Here is a 24,483-nt window from a genome sequence, read left to right on the forward strand (position 1 = left end):
TCTCGCGGGGAATAAGGGGGTGGGTCGGCAAACGAAGGCGACCGCGAGCGCGGTCGCCGTCGTGGCTCAGCTATCCCTGACGAACAGGTAGCCTTTGCTGCGCACCGTCTTGATGCGGTGGGGATGATTGGGATCGTCGCCGATCTTGGGACGAATACGCGATACGCGCACGTCGATCGAGCGATCCTGGCCGTCGTACTTGATCCCGCGCAGCTGCGAGAAGATCTCCTCGCGGGTGAGCACGCGCCCGGCGTTGTCGGCCAGCAGCCAGAGCAGATCGAATTCGGCACTGGTGAGGTCGATACGCTGCTCCTCGAGCCAGGCTTCGCGGGTGGCGCTGTCGATCACCAGGTTGTCGAAGGTCAGACGCGTGGCACCGCTCGACGACACCAGACTGTCGGCGCGACGCATCAGCGCGCGCATGCGTGCCAGCAGCACCCGCGGCTGCACCGGCTTGGGCACGTAGTCGTCAGCGCCCATCTCCAGCCCCAGCACCTGGTCCATGTCGTCGGTGCGCGCGGTCAGCATCAGAATGGGACCGGCATAGTGTGGCCGCGCCCGGCGGCAGATGGAGAGTCCATCCTCACCGGGCAGCATCAGGTCGAGGATGACCATGTCCGGCTGCTCCTCGATGATCCGCTCCACGCCGTGGGCGCCATCATGCTCCAGTCCGACCTGGAAACCATTGGCTTCCAGATATTCGCGAGTCAGATGCGCCAGCCGCTCGTCGTCTTCGATGATCAGTACGCGATCTTGATGTGCAGTGCTGTCCAAGCTGTCTTCCATCCCTTTGAGTTGGCCTCGAAACCCGGCCCTGCATACCACCGATTCATTTATTGTGTGACGCGCTAAGGCATCGACCGATTGATAGTGAACGGTGAACCAAGGTGGCGCATAACGCAACGAAATCTTTAGAGACGCTATGCTACGCCAAGTTCAATCAACGCCGATGGTATCCGAGCGATCATGATACCTCATATGACACCTTTGTAACCCACTAACCCATCTGGATAATCTGGTGTTACTCACTATCCATCACACTTTCTCGAGATAGGCTTCAGAGCGGATGTGCGAGATAACTCGCCACCCTTTCACTCATTAGACTTAGGAAAAACCGATCCCACTGGGCGACCTGCGCCCCCGCTCGGCCGCTTCATTGCACCGCGATCAGCGGCTCAGCTCGACCTCACGGGTCTTGCCATCGCGCAGCGTCACCTGCTTGATGATGATCGGGCTGCGCGACTCTCCGCCGGGCAGCAGCACGCTGCCGGCCACGTAGAAGACCCCGGCGGGAATGCCGCGCACCACGAAGTAGCCATTGGCATCGGTCTTGGCATAGTGGGTGTAGTCGCGCGCCCGCGGGTCGGCGGGCTCGATCCGGCGCCCGGAGAGCGCGACATCGGCTGCCTCCGCAGCGTAGCGCGTCGCCGGCGCCACCGAGATCGTCTCGTTGGCGCCGACGATCGTCCGCCCACCCGGCATGGTGTAGCTCAGCCGCCCCTGCACCGCCGCCGTACCGTGCTTTTCGAGCTTGGCGTACTCCTCCGCCGGAAACGCGATCTGACGCTTGACCACATTCTCGTCCCGGGACTGGCTGCCGAAGATGTCAGGCATCTCGAAGCTGCTGGTGGAGAGGTTTTCACATCCCGCCAGCCCCAGCGTGATCAAAAAGGGCAGCAGCCAAGGCCGCCAGCGTGTCAGCGTCATCTTCGACTCCTTGAATGCAACCACGCGTTCATGGCCGACCGGGCCTGACACGCGACAATTCCCTGCAGTGCACTGCGGCGAGAGCTCATATTAGGTCACGCAGCGCTGTCGAGCTGTCCGACAGTGTCAGCGTGAGTCACCCGAGAGAACAATTGTAAACGACAATCACGCAGAGATTACGCAAGTGTTGTCGCTACCGGGCGACACTTCTTTAGATATATCCGTGTCAGGGCTTGCGTGGACTCAGCGTCAGGTGATCGGCGCGGATCTGAATATCGAAGCGGCCGAGAAAGCTCATGCCGAGCAGCACCATGTCATCGCCGATACCGGCATGTATCGACCCCGCCACCCGACGCGCAGAGAGACCACCCAGGCGCACGCTGTCGAGGGTGGTGAGGCGCCCTTCGACGCGTCCATTGGCGGTGGTGAAGGTGGCCGCAGGGCCGGGTTGCAGACCCAGGCGCTCGGCCAGCCCACGCGACAGTGAGACATAGGTGGCGCCGGTGTCGAGCAGGAAGGTGACCGGCTGGCCGTCGATCTCGCCCGGCGCGACGAAGTGGCCTGCGGCATTGCGCGCCAGGGTGACCGGCGCCCCGGGGGCGGCGTGGCGGGAGAGCTCGAGATTGGGATTGGCGCGACGGCTCTCGACGCCGCGAAACCACCACACCGCCAGCGCCAGCATCACTACCCAGCACAGCAGCATCATGCCGAGGCCGAGACGCCGGGTAGTGCGTTGCGTATCAGCCATCGGCTCGGCCACCGTGCGAATTCACCCCGTCGGCGGCGGCGCTCAGCGCAGCGCCAGGTCGAGGGTGTAAGTGCCGGTCACGCTGGCCTCGGCCAGCACGTGGCCGCGCATCGCCTCGCGCACCTGGCCACCGGTGAAATCGCCCTCCAGCTCGAGCGACGGCACGTCGAGGGCGAACACGCTATAGATGTAGCGGTGGACGATCTCATCGTTCCACGGCGGGCAGGGACCGTCGTAGCCGCCGTAGGTGCCGGCCAGGTCCGGGTCACCGGCGAGAAAGCCGGTATAGCCGTTGATGCCCTCGATGCCCTTGCGGCGCTTGCCCGGGGTCTTGCCCCGCGGCACCACGCCATCGGCGAACTCACCCTCCTCGAGCAGGGTGACATCGGCGGGAATATCGATCAGCACCCAGTGGTAGAAGTCGACCCGTGGGAGATCGGCGGGCACACGCTTGCCCTCCTGATTGACGTCGTCAGCCACGCTGGGCACGTCCGGGTCCATCACCAGCACCACGAAACTCTGGGTGCCCTGCGGCGCGTCGAGCCAGCGCAGCTCTGGATTGCGGTTGTCACTGAAACGCATGTGCTGTTCGGGATCGGGCACCGCGAAGGCGAATTCGGCCGGGACCGGCTGGCCCTCGGCGATACCCTTGACGCTGAAACGCATGACTCTCTCCTGTCTCTCCGATGGGATCTTCCGTTGACCCGGGGTGCTGCGAGCGCATCCGCGACCCACTGCGCAAGCGCATCGCAGGGTGCTACAGTCGCCGTCACGACGCACCCACGCTGTACTCTCGACGCACCCACTACCGTTCACCGATAACCTTAGGGTTCCCGCAGGCGTTTGTCATGACCGATCTCGCTCCCCCCTCCCAGACGCCCGCCCAGTTGGGCTTTCGCATGCCGGCGGAGTTCGCTCCCCATGACGCCTGCTGGATGCTGTGGCCACAGCGTCCGGACAACTGGCGCCTGGGTGCCAAGCCGGCGCAGCGCGCCTTCGTCGAGGTCGCCCGCGCCATCGCCGAGAGCGAGACCGTGATCGTCGGGGTCAACGACGAGCAGTACGAGAACGCCCGCCACCAGCTGCCGGAGCACGTCCGGGTGGTCGAGCTCTCGAGCAACGACGCCTGGATGCGCGACGTCGGCCCGACCTTCGTCACCCACCCCGACGGCCGCATCGCCCTGGTCGATTGGGACTTCAACGCCTGGGGCGGGCTCAAGGGCGGGCTCTACTTCCCCTGGGACAAGGATCGGCGCATTCGGCGCAAGATCGCCGAGATGCTGGGCATCCCCTGCTTTGCCGCGCCGATGGTGCTCGAGGGCGGCGCCATCCATGTGGATGGCGAGGGCACGCTGATCACCACCGAAGAGTGCCTGCTCAACCCCAATCGCAATCCGGAGCTCAGCCGCGAGGCCCAGACTCGACTGCTGGCCGACTACCTGGGCATCGACAAGGTGATCTGGCTGCCGGCGGGCTGCTATCAGGACGAGACCGATGGCCACGTCGACAACCTCTGCTGCTTCATCGCCCCCGGGGTGGTGGCGCTGACCTGGACCGACGACGAGCGCGACCCGCAGTACGCCATCTCGCGGCAGGCGCTGGAGATTCTGGAAAGCGCCACCGATGCCCGCGGCCGCCGCTTCGTGGTGCACAGACTGCCGCAGCCGGGCCCGCTCTATCTGGGCGAAGAGGAAGCCAGTGGCGTCGACCGCCTGTCGAGCTCGCGTCCGCGGCGCCCGGGGGATCGCATGGCGGCTTCCTACGTCAACTTCTATATCGGCACCCGCGTGGTGGTGATGCCGCTGCTCGATCCCAGCCACGACGACAGCGTGCGCGAGACGCTGGCAGAGCTCTTCCCGGGGCGCCGGGTGATCGGAGTACCGGCGCGGGAGATTCTGCTCGGCGGTGGCAACATCCACTGCATCACCCAGCAGCAGCCCAGACCCTGAGCGCCCCGTGGCCCTACCTCATCGGCATCGCACATCCCGGGGGCGCTGGCGCCTGTCATCACCCGGGCTATGCTGAAGTCATGGCCTTTGGCGCCAAGGAACCCGATGTCGATTCAGGAGATTGATCATGCTACGTACGATTCCCTTCATGATGGCCACCGCTCTGCTGCTCAGCGCTTGCGGCACCACTACCGGTGAACGCGCGGTCAGCGGTGCCGGTGTGGGTGCCGCAGTGGGCGCCGGCGCCGCCGCGGCCACCGGCGGCGATGTCTCCGACGGTGCCGTGATCGGCGGTGGCGTGGGTGCGGCCACCGGGGCAGCGACCGACTCGAACGACATCAACCTCGGCAACTGAGCGCATCGCAACCGCTATCTGCCGTCAGCGGCAGAAGGCAACGCCGCGCATCCCCAGATGAAAGTGATTGGCGTGCGCGGCGTTGTAATCGGGGCCGATCACGGTCCCGAAATAGCCACAGGCCGCCGCCTGGACCTGGCGCAAGAAACCCGCCCGCACCCCGTCGCCCTTCCAATCCTCGAGTAGATCGATGCGCTCGCCATTGGCCAGTGTGAAGCTCGCCACGTCCAGCGCCGACGCCGTGGCGTGCTCGCTGCGTCTGGCGTTTTTCCGGTGGTAGATATTACGGCAGGCGAAGGAGCCGAAGTGGCGCACCGCGGCGACGCGGCTGCCGAAGCTACGCTCGGCCAGGGGCTGAAGCTCGTGGCGTTCGAACATCGTCCACGCCAGGGCCAGCGGGCAGGTGGCGACGAAGCTGGAACTGAAGCGCACTCCGGTGCCCTGGAGGCGTACCACATCGGTCAGCGGACAGCCCGCCGCCGGGGTGTAGTCCGCCAGCGGCGTGAAGCGCACCTCCGGGGCCGTGCGCAGCGCCGCGCGGCACGCCTCGGGGTCGCGTTCGACGCGGGCGTGCTTGAGCCGGGTGACCGGCGTCACCGGATCGCCCACCACCAGCGGCGCGAACGGATTCCACGCCCGCGGCACCTCGATGCCACCCTTGTCGAGCGCAACACCCAGCGCGATCAGCGCCAGCCATCCCAGCGTCGTTGCGCGCATGCGCCTCCCTGCCTCATGCCACCGAATCCAGCTCTTAGCTTAGGTGGCTGCGTCACATTCCGCCCCTGACGATGGCGCCATGCGGGCATCTCGCCGCCACGGCGATAACATCGCGACTATTCGTCGGCGCCGATCTCTTCTAGTCTGGATGCATGGGGCATGCTGGGTGCTGCGTCGACGCCGCCCAACCGCTCCATCACCTCGATTACCCCAGATTGTCGCGTCAGGGAGGACCACAATGCCGGGATGCGCGAGACACGAATCGGTATGCCGGCGCTGCGATGCTCCGCTGCCGTTCGACTTCACCATGGCTTTCCAACCGCTCGTGGATCTCGAGCATGGCGAGATCTACGGCTATGAGGCGCTGGTACGCGGCAGCGACGGCGGCTCGGCGTTCAGCGTGCTGAGTCGGGTCGACGACGACAACCTCTACCGCTTCGATCAGGCGTGCCGGGTCAAGGCGCTGGAGCTGGCCCATCGGCTCGGCAACCAGGGCCTGCTCTCGATCAACTTCCTGCCCAACGCCGTCTACGAACCCGAAGCCTGCATCCAGGCCACACTGGTCACCGCCGAGCGGCTTGGCTGGCCGGTGGACCGGCTCTGTTTCGAGATCATCGAGACCGAGCATGTCCGGGATCGACGCCATCTGCAGAACATCGTCGACACCTATCGCGACATGGGCATGACCGTGGCGCTGGATGATTTCGGCAGCGGCCACGCCAATCTCGATCTACTGGTGGATATCACGCCCGATCTGCTCAAGATCGACCGCCGTCTGGTGGATGGCGTCGACAGGGCCCCGCGTCAGCAGATCCTCATCGACCAGATCGTGAACCTGGCTGAGAAGCTCGATATCGCGCTGGTCGCAGAAGGCGTGGAGACCCTGGAAGAGGCGCGTTGGCTCTACGGGCGCGGTATCACGCGTCAGCAGGGCTACTGGTACGCACGCCCGGAAACCGAACGTCTGCCCCAGTGTCAGCCGGCCCAGCTCGCGCTGGTCCGTGGTCAGCACTGAGCGCCAGCGTCTCTTGTCATCTTACCTGGCTGCTCTCCCCATGGACGCTCCGCAGGCACTTCCCGACGGCGACGCCGGCCAGCCGCCGCGTCAGCCGACCCTACAGGCCACCCTGGATGGGCTCGACCAGCTCGGCATTGCCGCGCTGGTCTACCGCGTCGAAGGCGACGAAAACTGGGTTGCCGGCGCTAACGCGCTGGCGTGCCAGCAGCTCGCGCTGGATGCTCGACCGCCCCTCGCCGATCCCTGGCAGTGGCTCGATGATCAGCACCAGCCGCTGGCGGCCGACGATCATCCCGCGCGACGGCGGGCAGACAGCGCCCCCCAGGGCTGGCGCCGCTGCCATCTGCGCGACCGTCACGGATCGCTGCGCGCACTGTGGCTGCGCTGCCGCCGGATCGAGGCCGACGCCGGCCGCCAGGTGCTGGTCGCCCTCGATGAGATCACCCCGCTCGATCCGCATCCAGCCGATCTGCCGGCGCCCACACCCCGGCTGCCGGCATCGCTGCACCAGTGGATCGGCAGCCTGCCGATCAGCGCCTGCGTGATCGACGCCAAGGGCTACCTGCGCCTGGTCAATCCGACGCTCTGCACGCTCGTCGGTTACGCGGCCAGCGAGCTGCTGGGGCGCCCCTATGGCGAACTGCTCGCCCCCGCCTCGCGCGAGCGCGGCGAGCGCCACCACCAGGCGGTGCTCGCCGACGGCGGCGGGCAGCACCGTGTGGAAGTGGTGCGTCGCGACGGCTCGCTGTGCTCGGTGCAGGTGGCGGATAGCCTGGTGAACGACGCCGATGGCCAGCCGCTGCGCCTCGCGTGTCTGGTCGACCTCACCGCCCAGCGCGAACAGACGCGCCAGCTCGAGGCACGCAACCGCCGGCTGGAGTATCTGGCCACGCGTGACGAGATGACCGGGCTGCACAATCGGCGTTACGGCCAGCAACTGCTGGAGCAGGCGATCCGGCGCAGCCGCCGCTATGGCGAGCCGCTGGCCGTGGCCATGCTCGATCTGGATCACTTCAAGACGGTCAACGACGAACACGGCCATGCGGTCGGCGACGAGGTGCTGCGAGAGTTCAGCGATCTGGTCGGCACCATGCTGCGTCAGAGCGACACCCTGATCCGCTGGGGCGGCGAGGAGTTTCTGCTGCTGTTGCCGGGAGTTGACCGCTTCTCCGCTCATGCCACCCTGGGCCGGGTCCTGGCGCGCCTGGTACAGCAGCCACTGAGCGCGTGCGAGCTGCAGCTATCGTTCTCGGCGGGAATCGCCGAGCCGCGCCAGACCAGTTCGCACAGGCTGCTCGAACAGGTGGATACCGCACTCTATCAGGCCAAGCAGGCCGGCCGCGGCTGTATCACCATGGCCGAGGAGACGCCGCAGCTGCCGGCCCTGCGCGAAGACACGGCACGGCCCGGAAACTCGGCGAGCCCTACAGGCCCGGCGCCCCCCGAAGGCCCGGCGCTGCCGCTGTAGCTAGCAGGCGCACCGCCGGGTCTGCGTCGCGCCACCGCGGGTTCAGAAGAGCGCGCGCACGGCCAGGAACAGCACCGTCGGTGCCAGCAGAATGCCCAGGCCGGTATAGAAGGTCGCGGTCATCGCGCCATACGGCACCAGCCGTGCGTCGGTGGCGGCGAGCCCTGCCGCGACCCCGCTGGTGGTGCCGATCAGGCCGCCGAAGATCATTGCCGAGCGCGGGTTGTCGAGCCCGATCAGCCGCGCCGTGGCCGGGGTCGCGATCATGGTCAGGATCGACTTGACCAGCCCGGCGGCGATCGACAGCGCGATCACTTCCGAACTCGCCCCGAGGGTGGCGCCGGTCACCGGCCCGACGATATAGGTCACCGCACCGGCGGCGATGGTGGTGATGTCCACCGGGTCGGTGTAGCCGAAGCCCACCGCGACCACGGCACCGGCGACGAACGAGACCAGCACACCGAGAAACAGCGCGATCACGCCGCGCAGCCCGGCTTTCTTGATCTCCTGGAAGCGCACGCCATAGGCGGTGGCGATGATCGCCAGATCGCGCAGCATGCCGCCGCCCATCAGGCCCAGCCCCGAAAACAGGGTGACATCGGAGAGCCCCTTGCTGCCCCCGGTGGAGATACCGCCCACGTAGGCCAGCACAAGGCCGATAATGATCGCGATCGCCGAGCCGTGCAGACGACCGGCGGTGAGATGGCGGCTGAGCCAATAGGCCACATACATGGTCAGGCCGACCACGGCGAAGGCCGCGATCAGATGGTATTTGTCGACCAGCGACACGATGGAGTCGTTCATGCGGGCACTCCCCCTGTTGTTGTTAAAATTCGTTGTTAAGAAACGTTGTCAAAAGATTCAGTAGCCGCGCGGTCAGGAACGATCGGAAGTGGTCGCCCGGGAGGGCGGCATGGCGGCGCTGGCAGGCGGGTCCAGCGGGCGCGCATCATCCCCCTTCTTGCCGGTGAGCACCGGCACCAGCGCCAGCCCCAGGGCTACTGCCAGAACCCCGGCGACGATCGCCACCAGGCCACCGCTGAAGGCCGCCGCCACGTTCTGGCTGGCAGCCATGGCGACCACGATCGGAATGTACATCGCATTCCAGAAATTGATGCCGCTCTCGGTCGCCTCCGGCAGCTTGCCGCGGTCCTTGAGATAGCCGGTCACGAAGATCAGCAGCAGCATGGCGATACCCACGCCGCCAAGGTTGGCGCTGATGCCGAGCAGCTGGCCCAGCACGTCGCCGATGATCAGCCCCACCAGCATGCAGCCGGCGAGTAGTGCAACACCGTAGATCACCATCGTCATTCACCTCATCGGGGCATTGTTGTTGCGCCGGCGAGCCCCTGATCACCAGCGCTTGTGATGGCATGAACGGAGGTAGTGCCTCAGCGCGACGCCGCGGCGGGTGCCTGATAGATGTCGGCGTAACGCTCGCGCAGGGCGTTCTTCTGAACCTTGCCCATCACGTTGCGCGGCAGGCTATCGATGAAGAACACCCGCTTGGGCTGCTTGTAGCGCGCCACCTTGTCGCTGAGCGCGGCGAGAACCTGTGCCTCGTCGAGCGTGGCACCCGGCTTGAGCACCACCGCGGCGGTGACGCCTTCGCCCAGATCCGGATGGTTGACGCCGATCACCGCCGACTCGACCACCTCCGGCAATTCGTCGATCCACTGCTCGATCTCCTTGGGATAGACGTTGTAGCCGCCGGAGATCACCAGATCCTTGTCGCGTCCGACGATCGACAGATAGCCGTCGGAATCGATCACCCCCAGATCACCGGTGATGAAGAAGCCATCCTCGCGGAATTCGGCGGCGGTCTTCTCCGGCATGCGCCAATACCCCTTGAACACATTGGGGCCGCGTACCTCGACCAGCCCGGTCTCCCCCGGCGCCAGTACCGTGCCGCTGTCGCGATCAGTGATCCGCACCTCGCTGCCGGGCAGCGCGAAGCCGACCGTACCGGGGCGGCGCTCGCCGTCGTAGGGGTTGGAGGTGTTCATGTTGGTCTCGGTCATGCCGTAGCGCTCGAGGATGGCGTGACCGGTGCGCTCGAAGAAGTCGTGGTGGGTCTCCGCCAGCAGCGGCGCCGAGCCGGAGACGAACAGGCGCATGTTGCGCACCGCCTCGCGATCGAGACGCGGACTGGCGAGCAGACGGGTGTAGAAGGTCGGCACCCCCATCAGCACGGTCGCCTGCGGCATCAGCGTGATCAGCTGCTCCGGATCGAGCTTGGGCAGGAAGGTCATCGAGGCGCCGACGGTCAGGATGATGTTGCACGCCACGAACAAGCCGTGGGTATGGAAGATCGGCAGCGCGTGGAGCAGATGGTCATCGCTGCTGAAGCGCCAGGTCTCGGCCAGCGCTTGGCTGTTGGCAGAGAGGTTGGCGTGGGTCAGCATCGCCCCCTTGGAGCGGCCGGTGGTGCCCGAGGTGTAGAGAATCGCGGCCAGGTCGTCTCCCGCCAGCTCGGCGATCTCCGCATCCGCCTCGGCCGCCTCGGCGAGGGCCATCAGCGAACCGTCGGCCGCCGCCCCCAAGGTCTCGACCGCGGCCACGCCGCAGCGCTCGGCCAGCCGCTCGGCGCTGTCGCGGTCCGCCGGCCGGCAGACGTAGAGGCGCGGCTCGGCATCACCGAGGAAGTATTCGATCTCGGCCTCGGTGTAGGCGGTGTTGAGCGGTAGATAGACGGCGCCGACCTGCAGGCAGGCGAGATAGAGCATCACCGTCTGCGGGCTCTTGTCGACCTGCACCACCACCCGCTCGCCGGGGGTCACTCCGCGCTCGCGCAGCACCCGGGCCAGACGCCGCGAGGTGTCGAGCACATCGCGGTAGCGGTAGCTCGTCCCCTCGGCGGTATCGATCAGCACCTTCTCCGGCTGACGTGAAAAGTTGTCGAAGAACTGAAGGTAAAGATTTTGGTTCATGCCACTCTCCTGCGATTCATGCCACGCGCCATGCCACTGCTCATGACACGCGCCCACCGCGGCGGGGTCGCCCGCCGGGGCTCATGCGTTGGCCTTGGGATTGCTCTTGGGGTCGGTCTTGGACGGGTTCTTCGACGCGCCGCGCAGACGACCACGCGCCTGCTTGGCGTCGCGCCGGATCTCCTGGGTACACACCACGCTGCCCTCGCGGCTGAACGCTTCGTGGTTCTGCTCGATCCGCTCGAGCTCATAGAGGTAGTTGACCATAAGCGCGTGCGACTGCTTGAGCCCTTTCTCCGACACGTCACCCGGCCAGTTGAGGCGATGCAGGCTGGCGCCGTTGCCGAGGTGGAAGCGTGCCACCGGGTCGAGCGGCATGCCGCTGCCGCCACGCTTGACGTCGATCAGGTAGTGGGCGGCCAGCGCACGCACTTCGGGGGCGAGCTTGTCGCGCGCCTTGCCCGGCTCGCGCCAGTGCCCGGCGTCGAGCTCGGCGACGAGATCGTCGCTGAGGTTGAGTTCGCCCTGGTCGCGGGTCTGCTGCAGCCAGGCGGCGAACCCCGGCACCGGCGACAGGGTGACGAAGTTCTCCAGATTGGGCAGCTCGCGCTTGAGCTCCTGCACCACCTGCTTGATCAGGAAGTTGCCGAAGGAGATGCCCTTGAGTCCGGACTGGCAGTTGCTGATGCTGTAGAAGGCGGCGGTGTCCGCCTCCTGAGGCGGCACCTCGTCGCCGCTCTCGAGGATGGTCTGGATGTTGTCGGGAATGCCGCGGCACAGCGCCACCTCGACGAAGATCAGCGGCTCGTCGCCGGTGGCCGGGTGGAAGAAGGCGTAGCAGTGGCGGTCATCGGGATCGAGCCGCCGACGCAGATCGCCCCAGTCACGAATCGCGTGTACCGCCTCGTAGCGGATCAGTTTTTCGAGCACCGCCGCCGAGGTGTTCCAGTCGATGCTCTCCAGCATCAGAAAACCGCGGTTGAACCAGGAGGCGAACAGGTGCGCGAAATCCGCATCCAGCGGCGCCAGCTCCGGATGGGCCTTGAGCAGGCCGAGCAGATCGGCGCGCATCTTCACCAGCTCGTAGGTGCCACCGGGGCAGAGATTGAGCCGCCGCAGCAGATGCTGACGCCGCGGTTCGCACACCGCGAACAGCTGCGCCAGGCTGGCGTTGTCTTCCGCCTCCTGATAGGCCGCATAGGCGGCATGGATCCGCTCGGGCTCGGCGGCGTAGTGCTCGGCGAGCAGCTGAAAGAAAGCCAGGCGGCCGGCGTCATCGAGGGAGGCGTAGCGCTCCAGCGCCTCCTGGGCGATCAATATCTGCGACGCCTCGCCACCGGGCTGCATCAGCGTCTCGCACACCGAGGTCAGGCGCGCGAGACTGCTCGGGGTGTCGCGCTTGTCGGCGTGACCGGTCTGCCCGCGGGTGCGGCGGCCGATGCTCGACAGGAGTTCCTGCAGAAAATTCATGTTGACGTTCATGCCGGCCCTCTCGGGTATGGAGTGTGGGTGCGCTCGCCGACGTGTCAGACCCGACGTTCAGACCTGATTTTTAGACAAGGCCTAGCGAGATCACTCGGACACGGGTGTTAACATACATGTCACCGTTCTGTTATATACAACAGTCACGGCTAGCGGGTTGACTGTCAACTTGGGAAAAAGTCTAAGAAGGCGCGGCAGCATAGCTGCCTGGATAGGCCTGGAAGACTGAAAAGACAGGGAAATCTGGACAGATCACGGAAGCGGAAAGCAGAGGAGAATATCGAGCATGGCCAGCGTCCCCCAGGCCCAGCGACTGCGCGACCTACTCGAGGACGCGATCGTCGAGGGCCACTTCGCCCCCGGTGACCGACTCGACCCCGAGGCGCTGGCACGCGACTACGCCTGCTCGCGCACGCCGATCCGCGAAGCGCTGCAGCAGTTGGCCGCCTCTGGCATGGTCAAGGTGCTGCCCAAGCGCGGCACCTTCGTAGCCCAGCTCGGGGTAACCGAACTGGTGGAGCGGTTCGAGGTGATGGCAGAACTGGAGGGCATGTGCGCACGCCTGGCGGCGCGGCGTGCCACCCCCGAGGAGCTGGCAGGCCTGCGCCGGGCGCATCAGGCCTGCCACGCCTGCCTCGAAGCGGGGGACGTCGATGGCTACTACTACGAGAACGGCGCCTTTCATCATCGGATCTACGCCGCCGGCCACAACGATTTCCTGACCCAGGAGGCGACGCGACTGCACGCCATCCTCAAACCCTACCGGCGCCTGCAGCTGCACGTGCGCCAGCGCATGCAGAGCAGCTACGCCGAGCATCAGGCGATCATCGCCGCGCTGGAGGCCGGCGATGCCGCACGTGCCGAACAGGCGATCCGCGATCATGTGCAGATTCAGGGCGAGCGTTTCAACGACCTGGTGGCCTCGATGCAGCGGCTACAGGCCATGCGCCGCTGATGGCACACAGCAAGACGGCGTGAGCACTGCGGTAATATCCGCCTGTCAGCGCACCAGTAGCGTCAGCAGCAGAGCCACGGCGCCCACCACCAGCGCCACCGACACGCTCACGCTGACCAGCCGGTTGAGCCAGCGGTCGAAGCGTGACAGCGCCATCGGCGCGGCTCGCCGGGTGGCGCCCTGCGGGGCACGATGGGAAGATCGGTCAGGCATGGGCAGTCGGCAATCGGTTAAAGGTGGGTGATACCAAGGTTAACGGCCGTGACTCCCGTTACATTAGGCCCCGCGGGGATTTTTCTCCACTGCCACGCGATCTTGCCACGCACCACCTCTCTCCCACGCTATCTTTCGCCTCGACCTCCCCTTCCCGGTCTGATCACACTCGCTGGCTATCGGCGCCCGGAGACGAAAAAGGGCCCCGCCGAAGCGGGGCCCGATAGCGTACCTCGCCCGCCAGCGATGGCGGGCGGAGCGGTTCAGCGCGGATTGATGCGGCGGTTCTTGACGTCCGGCGCACGGCGGTAGCGGTCCTCGTCGACCAGCTCCTCGGCCTCGAACGCATCCGCCCCCACCGGGGTCTCGCTGTGACGGCGGTAGAGCGCGGTGAGCATCGCCTTGCGGTCGCTTCTGAGCTCCTTGATCATCACCGAGATCATGCCGTAGAGGATGAAGGTGAACGGCAACGCCGACAGCACTGCCGCCGACTGCAACCCCTTGAGGCCACTCTCGCCGCCGGCGGAGAGCAAGGTCAGGCAGATCGCGGCAATCAGCACACCCCAGATCACACGCTTGAGCAGCGGCGGATTGAGCGAGCCGTTATCGGTCATCTGCGACACGATGTAGGTCGCCGAGTCCGCCGAGGTCACCAGGAAGATGAAGATCAGGCACAGCGCCACCACCGACAGCACGTTGGAGAACGGCATCAGGTCGAACATGCGGAACAGCGCCGAGGTGATGTTGTCCGCGGTGGCCTGGGCAAGACCTGCGTCGCTGTGCAGCTCCATCTGAATCGCCGCGCCACCGAATACCCCAATCCACAGACACGCCAGCAGCGGCGGCACGACCAGCACGCCGAACACGTACTGCTTGATCGTGCGCCCGCGGGAGATGCGCGCCACGAAGGTGCCGACGAACGGCGACCAGGCGATCACCCAGGCCCAGTAGAAGATGGTCCAGCCGGCGGCCCAGTCGCTGCCGTTGTAGGGCGACATGCGCAGGCTCATGCCGATGAAGTTCTGCAGATAGTCACCGATCCCCAGGGTGATCGTCTCCAGGATCTGGACCGTGGGCCCGGTGAGCAGGACGTAGAACATCAGCGCGAAGCAGATGATCAGGTTGAGGTTGGAGAGGTTCTTGATCCCCTTGTCCAGCCCGGAGGTGGCCGAGATCATGTAGCAGACGAACATCGCCCCCATGATGATGAACTGCCAGGTCATGCCCTCGTCGACCCCGAACACTGCGTGCAGGCCGCCGTTGATCTGCAGCACCGCCAGGCCGATCGAGGTGGCCACCCCCATCACCGTGGCGACCACCGCGAAGATATCCAGCACCGGCCCCAGACGGCGTAGCTTGGGGCGCTTGGCGGTGACCGTCGAGAGCACGTTGGAGACCATGCCCGCCTGCCCCTTGCGGAACTGGTAGTAGGCGATGATCAGGCCGACCACCGAGAACGCCGCCCACTGGTGAATGCCCCAGTTGAAGAAGCTGTACTGGATGGCGTAGCGCGCCGCCTCGGGGGTACCACCCTGGACGTCGCCGAACGGCGGATTGAGATAGTGGGTCATGGGTTCGGCCATGCCGTAGAACACCAGCCCTACGCCGAAGCCGGCGGCCAGCAGCATGCTGACCCAGGAGAAGAAGCCATAGGTCGGCTTGCTGTCCTGCGGCCCGAGCCGGATCTTGCCGTACTTGCTGAAGGCCAGCACTACCAGAAAGGTCACGAACCCGAACACCGAGATCAGATAGAACCAGCCGAAGTAGTGGGTGGTGGCACTGAGTGCGGTATTGGCGATATCGCCGAAGCGGGTGGGAAAGATGGCCCCGATGGCCACGATCGCGGCGATCAGCACCGCGGATACGATGAATACACCTTGCTTGCCAAGTCTGGCCATAAAGACTCTCCGGTCGTTGTGTCTCTTCCTTGAATCATGCCGACGCCGCAACGCAGGGCTGGCACCAGTATAGACGACGCGTTTTTCACCCTGCCTCGAGGCACCCGGTTCGACGGGCATGAAGCAAACTTAATATACGTAAGACTTCGTTAAGCCCATCCACGGCACCCTACCCTCGACATCCTCTCCTTCAGACCCCTAGGAGCTGTCTGAAAAGTCGACGAGCGAAGACCAGGCAAGGCAAAAATCGGTGAGAACGGACCGGGCTGGCGCTCCAGTTTACTGGTGTAAATGAGCATATTACTCGCTCCGCTCGCCCTTCGGGCCGTCCTACGGACGTTCTGAACGAGGTTCAGTGAGCCGATTTTTAACGCCGCATGGGCGAGCGCAGTCCTTTTCAGATAGTGCCTAGAGGCATGCAGGAGACCGACCACGAGGGAAAACCCAATGCCCGGTTTACCGCTGACCTCTCCCACCCCCGCGCTGCACTGGCGCGAGTGCCAGCAGGCGTCGGAGCGCACCCAGCTCGAAGCCTTCATCGCCGAGACCTACCGACGTCAGCACGGCGCCGAGCTGAGCCAGTTCGCGCCGCGCCTCTATGGGCTGTGGGATGCCGACCAGCTGCAGGCCGCTGTCGGCGTGCGTCTGGCTGGCGACGCCCCGCTGTACCTGGAGCGCTACCTGGGCGAGCCGGTCGAGCACCTGCTGGCCCGCGAGCTGGGCGTGCCGGTCGAGCGCCACGCGCTGGCCGAAATCGCCAACCTGGCCACGCTGCGCCCGGGCCTGGCGGTTCCACTCATCCGCCACCTGATCGACTCGTTGGTGGCCGAGGGCTGCGGCTGGCTCACCTTCACCGCCACCGCGGCGGTGCGCAACGGCTTCCGCCGGCTGGGGCTCGACGTGCGCCGCCTGGGTGACGCCGACCCCGCCCATCTCGACAGCCGCGAACGCGAGCGCTGGGGCAACTACTACCTGCACCGCCCGTGGGTCATGGGCGGCGACCTGATCAAGGCGTGGCGGCGGCTAGATCCCAACCGCGAGCTTACCTCTCCCGATAGCCCTACCCCACTCACCGTGACAGCCCAGGGCTGCCATCACAAGGCCGTCCACCATGCGTGAACGTTTCCTCGACCATCTCAGCGCGCTGGCCGTGAGCCAGCCGGGTCAGGTCGCCCTGAGCGCCAATGACGTGGCGCTGAACTACGCCGATCTACCCGGCGAGATCGCCCGGCGCAGCCAACAGCTGGCAGCGTTCGGCGGGCGCCGCGTGGCGCTGATGCTCGACAACGGCCTCGACTGGGCGCTGTGGGATCTGGCGCTGATGCAGAGCGAGGCGGTCAACGTGCCGCTGCCGGCGTTCTTCTCCCCCGCCCAGTTGGCCCATGTGGTCGACCAGGCCGGGATCGACACCCTGATCGGTCCGGGCGCGGCCGCCGCAGCGCTGGGCTTTGCCGCCAGCGACGATCCGCTGCTGTGGCGGCGCGAGGTCGCCACACCGCCGGTACTGCCGCCGGGAACCCACAAGATCACCTTTACCTCCGGCACCAGCGGCACGCCCAAGGGGGTCTGCCTCGACAGCGATACCCAACTGACGGTGGCGGACAGTCTGGCCGAAGTGGCGCGCAGCGTGGGCGTGACGCGGCATCTGGCGATGCTGCCACTGGCCACGCTGCTGGAAAACATCGGCGGCCTCTATGCCCCACTGTGGCTGGGCGGCAGCGTCGCCCTGCCGGGTCTGGGCGAGCTCGGCTGGCGCGGTGCCAGCGGCTTCGACAGCGCCCAGGCGTGGCGTGTGATCCGCGCCGAGGCTCCGGACAGTCTGATCCTGGTGCCACAGCTGCTCAGCGCACTGCTGATGCAGCAGGGTGAGGCGCCGCTCGGCTTCGGGCGCTTCTTCGCGGTGGGCGGGGCCACGGTCTCACCGGCGCTGCTGACACGTGCGGCGCAGGCCGGCTGGCCGGTCTTCGAAGGCTACGGGCTCTCCGAGTGCGCCTCGGTGGTGACGCTCAACCGCCCCGGCGAGGTGCAGCCGGGTAGCGTCGGCCGCCCGCTGCCCCATGCCCGGATCACCCTCGCCGAGGATGGCGAAGTGGTGGTCGAAGGCAGCCTGATGCTCGGCTATCTCGGTGACGCAGAGCCGCGCCCGACCCGCTGGCCCACCGGGGATCTCGGCACCTGGGAGGGCGAAGCGCTGGTGCTCAAGGGCCGCCGGCGTCAAGTCTTCATCACCGCTTACGGGCGTAACGTCGACCCCGCCTGGGTCGAGGCCGAGCTCACCGCCGAACCGGCGATCGCCCAGGCCTGGGTCAGTGGCGAGGCTCAGCCGAGCAACCGCGCACTGCTGGTACCCCGCGGCGAGTGGGTCAACGACCAGCAGCTCGAAGAGGCCGTGGCCCGCGCCAACCAGCGTCTGCCCGACTACGCCCGTGTGACGTGCTGGCAGCGCGGCGGCCCCTTCACCCCGGACAACGGCCTGGCGACGGCCAATGGCCGGCTGCGCCGCGAGGCGCTGGCCGAGCGCTACCACCACTGGCTGGAGACCCCGGTCAGCGCGTGACACGCCCGCGGACAGCACCAGGAGAGCACCGCATGCCCCATCAAGATTCGACGCACACGAAGTCGACGTACACAGACCCGACGCATCAAGACTCGACACCCGTTCGATCGACGCACGACGCCTCGACTCGGACACCCCCTGCACATCGTGCGGCCGGCAAGGCCGCCCTGGAGAACGCCATGACCCCGTATCAGACCCTGCAGCAGCAAACCGCAGAACAGCGCCAGTGGCTGCTGGACACCCCGGTGATCCGCCGCGCCCTGGCCGGTGACATCGACCGCGCCACCTACCAGGCCTTCCTCACCCAGGCCTACCACCACGTCAAGTACACGGTGCCGCTGATGATGGCCTGCGGCGCGCGCCTGCCCGAGCGCCTGGAGTGGCTGCGCGGCGCGCTGGTCGAGTACATCGAGGAAGAGTACGGCCATCAGGCGTGGATTCTCGATGACATTCGCGCCCTCGGCGGCGACGCCGAGGCGGTCGCCGCGGGTCGCCCAGCGCCGGCCACCGAGCTGATGGTGAGCTACGTGCGCGACGTGATCGAACACGGCAACCCGATCGGCTTCTTCGGCATGGTCCAGGTGCTCGAAGGCACCAGCACCGCCATCGCCACCCAGGCGGCGGAGAAGATGCGCGACGGTGCTGGCCTGCCCGCCGATGCCTTCCGCTACCTGGAGTCCCACGGCGCCCTCGATATCGGCCACCTGGCGTTCTTCGAAGAGCAGATCAACCGCATCGAATCGGCCCAGGAACTGCAGGCGGTGATCGATACCGCCAACATGGTCTATCGCCTCTATGGCGCCATGTTCCGCACCCTCGGCCAGGCCGCGGGCGACGCCCACACCAGCGAGGTACTCGCCGATGCGCTGGTCTGATCGCCGTATCCTGGTCACCGGTGCCAGCGGCGGCATCGGCGGCGCGCTGGTGGCCGAACTCGCCGAGGCCGGCGCCACGCTGCTGATCGTCGGCCGTAACCAGCCGAGTCTGGACCGCCTGGCAGCACTGGCGCCGGAGCGCATCTACGTGCTGAAAGCGGATCTCGCCCAGGCCGAGGATCGCCGCCGGGTCGTCGACGCCGCCAACGAGGCGCGCATCGACATGCTGATCAACGCCGCCGGCAGCAACCAGTTCGGCCTGTTCGAGGAGCAGGCCGCGACGGCCATCAGCGCCATGGTCGAGCTCAACGTCACCGCCACCCTGCTGCTGACCCAAGCGCTGCTGCCGCGCCTGCTGCACCACGACCGCGCCTGGATCGTCAACGTCGGTTCGGCCTTCGGCGCCATCGGGCACCCGGGTTACGCCACCTACTGCGCCACCAAGTTCGCCCTGCGCGGCTTCAGCCAGGCGCTGCGCCGCGAGCTCGCCGACACCCCGGTGGCGGTGCTGCACATCGCCCCGCGGGCGACTCGCACCGGCATGAACAGCGCCGCCGCGGACTCGCTCAACGCCGCGCTCGGCAACGCCGTCGACGCTCCGGAGGCGGTGGCCGCGGCGATCGTCTCGAGCATCGAGAAGCGCACCCGCGAGCGCCAGCTGGGCTGGCCCGAGTGCCTGCTGGTCCGTCTCAACGGCCTGCTGCCCGGGGTGGTCGACCGCGCGCTCAAGAAGCGTCTGCCGATCATCCAGCGCCATGCGCGTCACGTCTCGACGCACACCCCCTGATTCGAGAGATCCCCATGACATTCTCTTCGCGCACCCCTGTCGTCGATCACGCCAGCGTCCGTTCTCGCACCCCGGGCTGGCGCCCGCTGGTCCTGGCGCTGGCCCTCGGCCTGAGCACCAGCGGCACCCTGCTGGCCACGCCCATGGCCCAGGCCCAGGCGGCCCCCGCCGCCAGTGCCACCTCGGTGGCCGCCGGCCTGCACGAGCTGCAGAACCGCTGGGCCAACATCAACTATCAGCTGCCGGAATCGCGCCGCGAGGATGCCTTCGACCAGCTCTATCAACGTGCCACCGCCCTGGTCGCCGCACATCCGCAGAGCGCAGAGCTGCATACCTGGGCCGGGATCATCCGCGCCTCCGAAGCCGGCGCCGGCGGCGGGCTCAGCGCGCTCTCCCAGGTCAAGGAGGCACGCCAGCAGCTAGAGAAGGCACTGGCCATCGATCCCAAGGTGCTGGATGGCTCCGCCTATACCAGTCTGGGCACGCTCTATCACAAGGTACCCGGCTGGCCGATCGCCTTCGGAGACGACGACAAGGCGCGCGAGCTGCTGCAGAAAGGGCTGGCGATCAACCCCAACGGCATCGACAGCAACTACTTCTGGGCCGACTTCCTGCACGATCAGGGCGATGACGCCCAGGCCCGCCAGGCGCTGCAGAAAGCCCTGGCCGCCGCCCCCCGACCCGGCCGCGAAAGCGCCGATGCCGGCCGGCGTCAAGATATTCAGAAGCTGATGAGTCAGTTGAAGAGCTGAGCCCTGCCTGAGCGAGCCGCCCGCACGGATCGCTCAGGCCGCGCTTGCAATCGTGATGGGCGCCCTCATGATATGAATCATGAGGGCGCTAAGGAAACTCGCCCGCCGTTTACGATCGAGGAGCCTCATGTCACGATTGGCCGACATTCCCCTTTCGGTGCTGGACCTGGCACCGATCACCCTCGACGGCACCCCGGCGGAGACCTTCCGCCATACCGTCGATCTCGCCCAGCAGACCGAGCGCCTGGGCTACAACCGCTACTGGCTCGCCGAGCACCACAATATCGACGGTATCGCCAGCGCCGCGACCAGCCTGCTGATCGGCCATGTCGCCGGCGCCACCTCGACGATCCGGGTGGGTAGCGGCGGCATCATGCTGCCCAACCATCCGCCGCTGGTGGTGGCGGAGCAGTTCGGCACCCTGGAGACGCTCTACCCCGGCCGTATCGACCTGGGTCTGGGCCGTGCGCCGGGTTCGGATGGCGTCACCATGCAGGCAATGCGCCGCGATCCCTACGCCGGGGTCAACGACTTCCCCGACCGCCTCGACGAGCTGCGCCGCTATCTCGGCGACGCCACCCCGGGCCAGCGCGTGCGCGCGATCCCCGGCGAAGGCACCCACATACCCATCTGGCTGCTCGGCTCCAGCGGCTACAGCGCACAGCTCGCCGCACGGCTGGGGCTGCCGTTCGCTTTTGCCGGCCAGTTCGCCCCCGGCTACATGCTCGAAGCCCTGCACCTCTACCGCGAAGGGTTTCAGCCGGGCGTGCTCGACGCTCCCCATGCCATGATCGGCATTCCGCTGATCGCCGCGGAGAGCGACGAGCGTGCGCGCTTCCTCGCCACCACCCAGCAGCAGAAGTTCCTCAACCTGATCCGCGGCAAGAGCACCCGCACGCGGCCGCCGGTCGAGCGTCTCGACTGGCTACCCCAGGAAGAGGCCGCTGTCTCGCAGAACCTCGGCGCCGCGGTGGTCGGTGGCCCGGAGAGCGTACGCCGTCAGCTCGACGAGCTGCTCGACGCCACCGGCGCCGACGAGATCATGGTCAACACCGACTGCTACGACCACGCCGACCGGGTGCGCTCCTACGAGATTCTGGCCGAGGTGTGGAAAGGCGCCTGAAGCCTCGACCCGGGGCCCGTCTCGCGCCCATGGCGTCTGTTGGGTAGTATCTTCTGGCCGTCTCCACGTCCTGCATCCGGGAGACAGGGCGATACGATATCCATGCAACGATGGCCGGGCGTCATGACCAAGCTCACAGATAGGGTCTACACGACCCTCAGAAGACAAATCATGTCGGGCGAACTCTCCTCGGATATGCAGATCAAGGAGGCTCACCTTGCCGACATGCTCGCGGTCAGCCGCACGCCGGTGCGGGCGGCGATCCAGCGGCTCGCGGACGATGGCCTGATCTACCACGAGAAGGGTCGCGGCTCGTTCGTCTCGCCCTGGCAGCAGGACGATATCGTCGATATCTACGAGCTGCGCATCCTGCTGGAATCGCGTGCCGCCAGGCTGGCGGCGGCGCGCGCGACGCCTGAGCAGATCACGCGGTTGCGCCATCACGCCAGCGTCATCGAAGAGCTCTACCGGGAACAGCCGGACAAGTACCTGTTCAGCATCCAGACGGAGAACCAGCTGTTCCATCAGGTCATCCTGACCGCCGCGGGCTCGGTTCAGCTCAAGCAGATGGTGAGGATGCTGGTGGACTCGCCGATCACGGTGGGCTCTTACTATCTCTATTCCGAGACACAGATGCAGCGTTCGATGCAGCAGCACCGCGATCTCGTCGATGCGATCGAGCGCCGGGAGGAGAGCTACGCCGAGGATCTGATGCGCGTGCACCTGCGCATGGCCTACTGCGCCTTCATGGCCCGACAGTCGGCCCGGGAGAAGGGAGAGCCCTGGAATATGGCGGACGAGGCGTAGCGCGCCGCCGGTTCCCCGACGCCGCGCTATGCGGCCGTATCCCGAACCGGAAGCGCTCAGGACTCCATGTGGCGACGCGCCCGCTCCGGGTCGGCCGCCAGGGCCAGCTTCGACGGCCGTCCGCGGTAGTGCGCCAGCAGGCGCCTGACCAGCGGCACGAGTATCGTCAGCACGATGAGCGTGACCATGACGATGGCGATGGTGCTGGAGAACAGATATCCCATCTGATGATGTCCGATCAGCATCGCCCGGCGCAGGCTGGACTCCGCCACCGGCCCCAGAATGACCGCCAGGACCGCCGGCGCCAGCGGGATGCCTAGCCGCTCCATGCCCCACCCCATGACCCCGAACGCCAGCATGAGCCAGACATCGAACAGGCTGTTGTTGATGGCATAGACGCCGATGGTGGTCAGGGCAATGATGATCGGTGCCAACAGCAGCGGCGGCATGTACATCACGTTGATGAACAGCCGCGCCCCGAGTCGACCGATCACGAACAGCATGACCGACGTCACCAGCATGGCAAGGATGAAGCCGTAGGTCACTGGCGCGGAGCGGGTGAAGAGTTCCGGCCCCGGCAGCATGCCGTGCACCAGTAGCCCGCCCAGGATCACCGCCGACACACTGCTGCCAGGAATGCCCAGGGTCAGGGCGGGAATCAGCGAAGCGGCGTTGTCGGCGTTGTTGGCGCACTCCGCCGCCGCTACGCCTTCCGGCGCCCCCTTGCCGAAGCGTGACTTGTCCTTGGCCACGCGCCGGGTCTCGTTCCACGACAGCATGGCGGCGATGTTGCCACCGGTGCCGGGAATGATGCCGACGACGACACCGATGATCGAGGCCCGGCCCCAGGTCGGCAGCAGGCGGCGCCAGCCGATACCGCTGCGTGTTCGTCCACTGCTGCCGAGGCCGCCGCGACCCAGCAGCAGCGCCTCCTGCGCCAGGGTCAACGCCGGAGGGATGGCATAAAGACCGGTCAGCAGCACCAGGATGTCGATACCGCCCATCAGCTCCATGACATCGAAGGTGAAGCGCTCGTTGCCGGTCATCGAGTCGATGCCCACCATGCCGATCACCAGGCCGATGCAGGCACTGATCAGCCCCTTGATAGGGGCATCGCTCAGCAGTACGGCGATCGCCGCCAGCCCGAAGATCGCCAGCCAGAAGATCTCCACCGGCCCGAACTTGAGCGCCATGGCGGCCAGCGGCGGGCTGAGAAAGAGCAGCGCCAGCGCGCTGACCGAACCGCCGATCGCCGACGATGTCAGGGCGATCTTCATCGCCTCGAGCCCCTGCCCCTTCTGCGCCATGGGGTGACCATCGAAAACCGTGGCGATACCCGCGGGCGTACCGGGAATGCGCAGCAGAATGGCGGGGATCGCCCCACCGTACATGGCACCGTTGTAGATCCCGGCCATCATCCCCAGCGCCACCAGCGGTTGCATGGTGAAGGTCAGCGGAATCAGCACGGCGATCCCCATGGTGGCGGAAAGCCCGGGCAGCGCACCGATCAGCACGCCAATGGTGGTGCCGCCGGCCATCGCCAGCAGCACCGCTGGCGAGAACAGCAGCGGCAAGGCGGCAAGAATCGAATCCCACATGGCTTAGCTCCCGGTCACCAGACGTAGCGCCATCTCCGGCGGCAGCGGTCTGTCGAGCACGATCTGAAAGATCAGATAGATCAGCAGTGAAAAGAGGATCGCGGTCACCACCAGCCATTTGCCCTGGCGATAGCCGAGCAGCCACCCGCTCAACGGCACGAACAATAGGAAGGTGGTGGCGAAACCCAGGCTGGGGGCGATGGCAATCATGGCGATGGAGGTCGCCAGCAGGGTGAGAAAGCGCCGGGCATGGCCCGGTGCAAAGCGCAGCGTGTCGCTACCGGCCTGGCGCAGCGCCCAGGCCGAGCGAATCCCCCACACCAGCAGCAGCAACGTCAGCAGGCCCATGACCGCCGTGGGCAGATAGGCCGAGTCCCGGGTGAAGCTCAGCGCGTGCCACAGCCCCCAGCCGCTGAGCACCGCCCCGGCCAGGGCGACACTCGTCTCCAGCGTGGCTTGACGCATGGTGTGCTCTCCTCTCTAACGTGAAGACTCCCGACCCAGGGTCGAGCCCAGACCGGGAGGCAGGCAGCGGAGCGACTGC

The 24,483-nt window shown here is 66.6% G+C and carries 25 protein-coding genes; 12 read left to right on the top strand and 13 right to left on the bottom strand.

Translation table 11 applies throughout. The annotated features are described in order from the left end of the window. Window positions 1-66 precede the first annotated feature (66 nt). From DOM67_RS06685 to DOM67_RS06700, 4 genes are all read right to left on the bottom strand, one after another. Window positions 67-786, bottom strand: a complete 720-nt coding sequence (locus DOM67_RS06685; protein ID WP_110674871.1) for a response regulator transcription factor — start codon at window positions 784-786, stop codon at window positions 67-69. A 381-nt stretch (window positions 787-1,167) separates the two neighbouring features. Beyond that, a complete protein-coding gene (locus tag DOM67_RS06690) occupies window positions 1,168-1,707 on the bottom strand; it encodes a carboxypeptidase-like regulatory domain-containing protein (RefSeq protein WP_110674872.1) in 540 nt (179 codons plus the stop codon). Between the two features lie 226 nt (window positions 1,708-1,933). Continuing rightward, a complete protein-coding gene (locus tag DOM67_RS06695; protein ID WP_110675290.1) occupies window positions 1,934-2,455 on the bottom strand; it encodes a retropepsin-like aspartic protease in 522 nt (173 codons plus the stop codon). A gap of 42 nt (window positions 2,456-2,497) precedes the next feature. Continuing rightward, complete coding sequence (locus DOM67_RS06700; RefSeq protein WP_110674873.1) at window positions 2,498-3,121, bottom strand: YbhB/YbcL family Raf kinase inhibitor-like protein; 624 nt, start codon at window positions 3,119-3,121, stop codon at window positions 2,498-2,500. A gap of 182 nt (window positions 3,122-3,303) precedes the next feature. Here DOM67_RS06700 and aguA point away from each other — a divergent pair, with 182 nt between their 5' ends. Together aguA and DOM67_RS06710 are read left to right on the top strand one after the other, a co-directional pair. Next, window positions 3,304-4,404 (top strand): agmatine deiminase, encoded by a 1,101-nt coding sequence (gene aguA / locus DOM67_RS06705; protein ID WP_110674874.1) that lies wholly within the window; start codon window positions 3,304-3,306, stop codon window positions 4,402-4,404. Between the two features lie 127 nt (window positions 4,405-4,531). Next, window positions 4,532-4,759 (top strand): hypothetical protein, encoded by a 228-nt coding sequence (locus DOM67_RS06710; RefSeq protein WP_106419670.1) that lies wholly within the window; start codon window positions 4,532-4,534, stop codon window positions 4,757-4,759. A 24-nt stretch (window positions 4,760-4,783) separates the two neighbouring features. On the opposite strand, the gene DOM67_RS06715 is transcribed toward DOM67_RS06710, so the two are convergent. Continuing rightward, complete coding sequence (locus DOM67_RS06715; protein ID WP_110674875.1) at window positions 4,784-5,476, bottom strand: extensin family protein; 693 nt, start codon at window positions 5,474-5,476, stop codon at window positions 4,784-4,786. Window positions 5,477-5,714: 238 nt separating this feature from the next. Here DOM67_RS06715 and DOM67_RS06720 point away from each other — a divergent pair, with 238 nt between their 5' ends. Both DOM67_RS06720 and DOM67_RS06725 read left to right on the top strand, forming a co-directional pair. Next, window positions 5,715-6,491, top strand: coding sequence for an EAL domain-containing protein (locus DOM67_RS06720; RefSeq protein WP_110674876.1), 777 nt, complete (start codon window positions 5,715-5,717; stop codon window positions 6,489-6,491). Between the two features lie 40 nt (window positions 6,492-6,531). Continuing rightward, window positions 6,532-7,962 (top strand): diguanylate cyclase, encoded by a 1,431-nt coding sequence (locus DOM67_RS06725; RefSeq protein ID WP_110674877.1) that lies wholly within the window; start codon window positions 6,532-6,534, stop codon window positions 7,960-7,962. 42 nt (window positions 7,963-8,004) lie between these two features. Here DOM67_RS06725 and madM read toward each other — a convergent pair whose 3' ends face one another. The 4 genes from madM to DOM67_RS06745 form a co-directional block, all read right to left on the bottom strand. Then, window positions 8,005-8,766, bottom strand: coding sequence for a malonate transporter subunit MadM (madM, locus tag DOM67_RS06730; protein WP_110674878.1), 762 nt, complete (start codon window positions 8,764-8,766; stop codon window positions 8,005-8,007). 72 nt (window positions 8,767-8,838) lie between these two features. Further along, the gene (madL, locus tag DOM67_RS06735) at window positions 8,839-9,273 is read right to left on the bottom strand and encodes a malonate transporter subunit MadL (RefSeq protein ID WP_232825159.1); all 435 of its coding nucleotides are present in this window, start codon (window positions 9,271-9,273) and stop codon (window positions 8,839-8,841) included. Window positions 9,274-9,353: 80 nt separating this feature from the next. Beyond that, entirely contained in the window at window positions 9,354-10,892 is a 1,539-nt protein-coding gene (locus DOM67_RS06740; protein WP_110674879.1) for a malonyl-CoA synthase, read from the bottom strand. Window positions 10,893-10,973: 81 nt separating this feature from the next. Further along, window positions 10,974-12,362 carry a malonyl-CoA decarboxylase gene (locus DOM67_RS06745; RefSeq protein WP_110675292.1) on the bottom strand — a complete coding sequence of 463 codons (1,389 nt, stop codon included), beginning with the start codon at window positions 12,360-12,362 and terminating at the stop codon, window positions 10,974-10,976. 298 nt (window positions 12,363-12,660) lie between these two features. Between DOM67_RS06745 and DOM67_RS06750 the strand changes: the two genes are divergently transcribed. Next, window positions 12,661-13,329, top strand: coding sequence for a GntR family transcriptional regulator (locus DOM67_RS06750; protein WP_110674880.1), 669 nt, complete (start codon window positions 12,661-12,663; stop codon window positions 13,327-13,329). 45 nt (window positions 13,330-13,374) lie between these two features. Here DOM67_RS06750 and DOM67_RS19765 read toward each other — a convergent pair whose 3' ends face one another. Both DOM67_RS19765 and DOM67_RS06755 read right to left on the bottom strand, forming a co-directional pair. Continuing rightward, the gene (locus tag DOM67_RS19765) at window positions 13,375-13,542 is read right to left on the bottom strand and encodes a hypothetical protein (RefSeq protein WP_157958805.1); all 168 of its coding nucleotides are present in this window, start codon (window positions 13,540-13,542) and stop codon (window positions 13,375-13,377) included. A 263-nt stretch (window positions 13,543-13,805) separates the two neighbouring features. Further along, the gene (locus DOM67_RS06755; protein ID WP_110674881.1) at window positions 13,806-15,440 is read right to left on the bottom strand and encodes a BCCT family transporter; all 1,635 of its coding nucleotides are present in this window, start codon (window positions 15,438-15,440) and stop codon (window positions 13,806-13,808) included. A 447-nt stretch (window positions 15,441-15,887) separates the two neighbouring features. On the opposite strand from DOM67_RS06755, the gene DOM67_RS06760 reads away from it, so the two are divergent. The 7 genes from DOM67_RS06760 (at window position 15,888) to DOM67_RS06790 (ending at window position 22,341) form a co-directional block, all read left to right on the top strand. Beyond that, window positions 15,888-16,559, top strand: coding sequence for a thermostable hemolysin (locus tag DOM67_RS06760; RefSeq protein ID WP_110674882.1), 672 nt, complete (start codon window positions 15,888-15,890; stop codon window positions 16,557-16,559). Beyond that, window positions 16,552-17,997, top strand: a complete 1,446-nt coding sequence (locus DOM67_RS06765) for an AMP-binding protein (protein WP_110674883.1) — start codon at window positions 16,552-16,554, stop codon at window positions 17,995-17,997. The genes DOM67_RS06760 and DOM67_RS06765 overlap by 8 nt, the downstream gene beginning before the upstream one ends. Before the next feature lie 179 nt (window positions 17,998-18,176). After that, entirely contained in the window at window positions 18,177-18,872 is a 696-nt protein-coding gene (locus DOM67_RS06770) for an iron-containing redox enzyme family protein (RefSeq protein ID WP_110674884.1), read from the top strand. Further along, window positions 18,859-19,659, top strand: coding sequence for an SDR family oxidoreductase (locus tag DOM67_RS06775; RefSeq protein ID WP_110674885.1), 801 nt, complete (start codon window positions 18,859-18,861; stop codon window positions 19,657-19,659). The genes DOM67_RS06770 and DOM67_RS06775 overlap by 14 nt, the downstream gene beginning before the upstream one ends. A gap of 14 nt (window positions 19,660-19,673) precedes the next feature. Further along, window positions 19,674-20,411, top strand: a complete 738-nt coding sequence (locus tag DOM67_RS06780; RefSeq protein ID WP_198651740.1) for a hypothetical protein — start codon at window positions 19,674-19,676, stop codon at window positions 20,409-20,411. Between the two features lie 127 nt (window positions 20,412-20,538). Next, complete coding sequence (locus DOM67_RS06785; RefSeq protein ID WP_110674886.1) at window positions 20,539-21,534, top strand: LLM class flavin-dependent oxidoreductase; 996 nt, start codon at window positions 20,539-20,541, stop codon at window positions 21,532-21,534. 123 nt (window positions 21,535-21,657) lie between these two features. Continuing rightward, window positions 21,658-22,341, top strand: a complete 684-nt coding sequence (locus tag DOM67_RS06790; protein ID WP_280951047.1) for a GntR family transcriptional regulator — start codon at window positions 21,658-21,660, stop codon at window positions 22,339-22,341. A gap of 56 nt (window positions 22,342-22,397) precedes the next feature. Here DOM67_RS06790 and DOM67_RS06795 read toward each other — a convergent pair whose 3' ends face one another. Both DOM67_RS06795 and DOM67_RS06800 read right to left on the bottom strand, forming a co-directional pair. Next, window positions 22,398-23,939 (bottom strand): tripartite tricarboxylate transporter permease, encoded by a 1,542-nt coding sequence (locus DOM67_RS06795; protein WP_110674888.1) that lies wholly within the window; start codon window positions 23,937-23,939, stop codon window positions 22,398-22,400. A 3-nt stretch (window positions 23,940-23,942) separates the two neighbouring features. Next, entirely contained in the window at window positions 23,943-24,404 is a 462-nt protein-coding gene (locus DOM67_RS06800) for a tripartite tricarboxylate transporter TctB family protein (RefSeq protein ID WP_110674889.1), read from the bottom strand. Window positions 24,405-24,483: the final 79 nt, after the last annotated feature.

The organism is Salinicola sp. RZ23 (assembly GCF_003206675.1).
Classification (GTDB): domain Bacteria; phylum Pseudomonadota; class Gammaproteobacteria; order Pseudomonadales; family Halomonadaceae; genus Salinicola; species Salinicola endophyticus.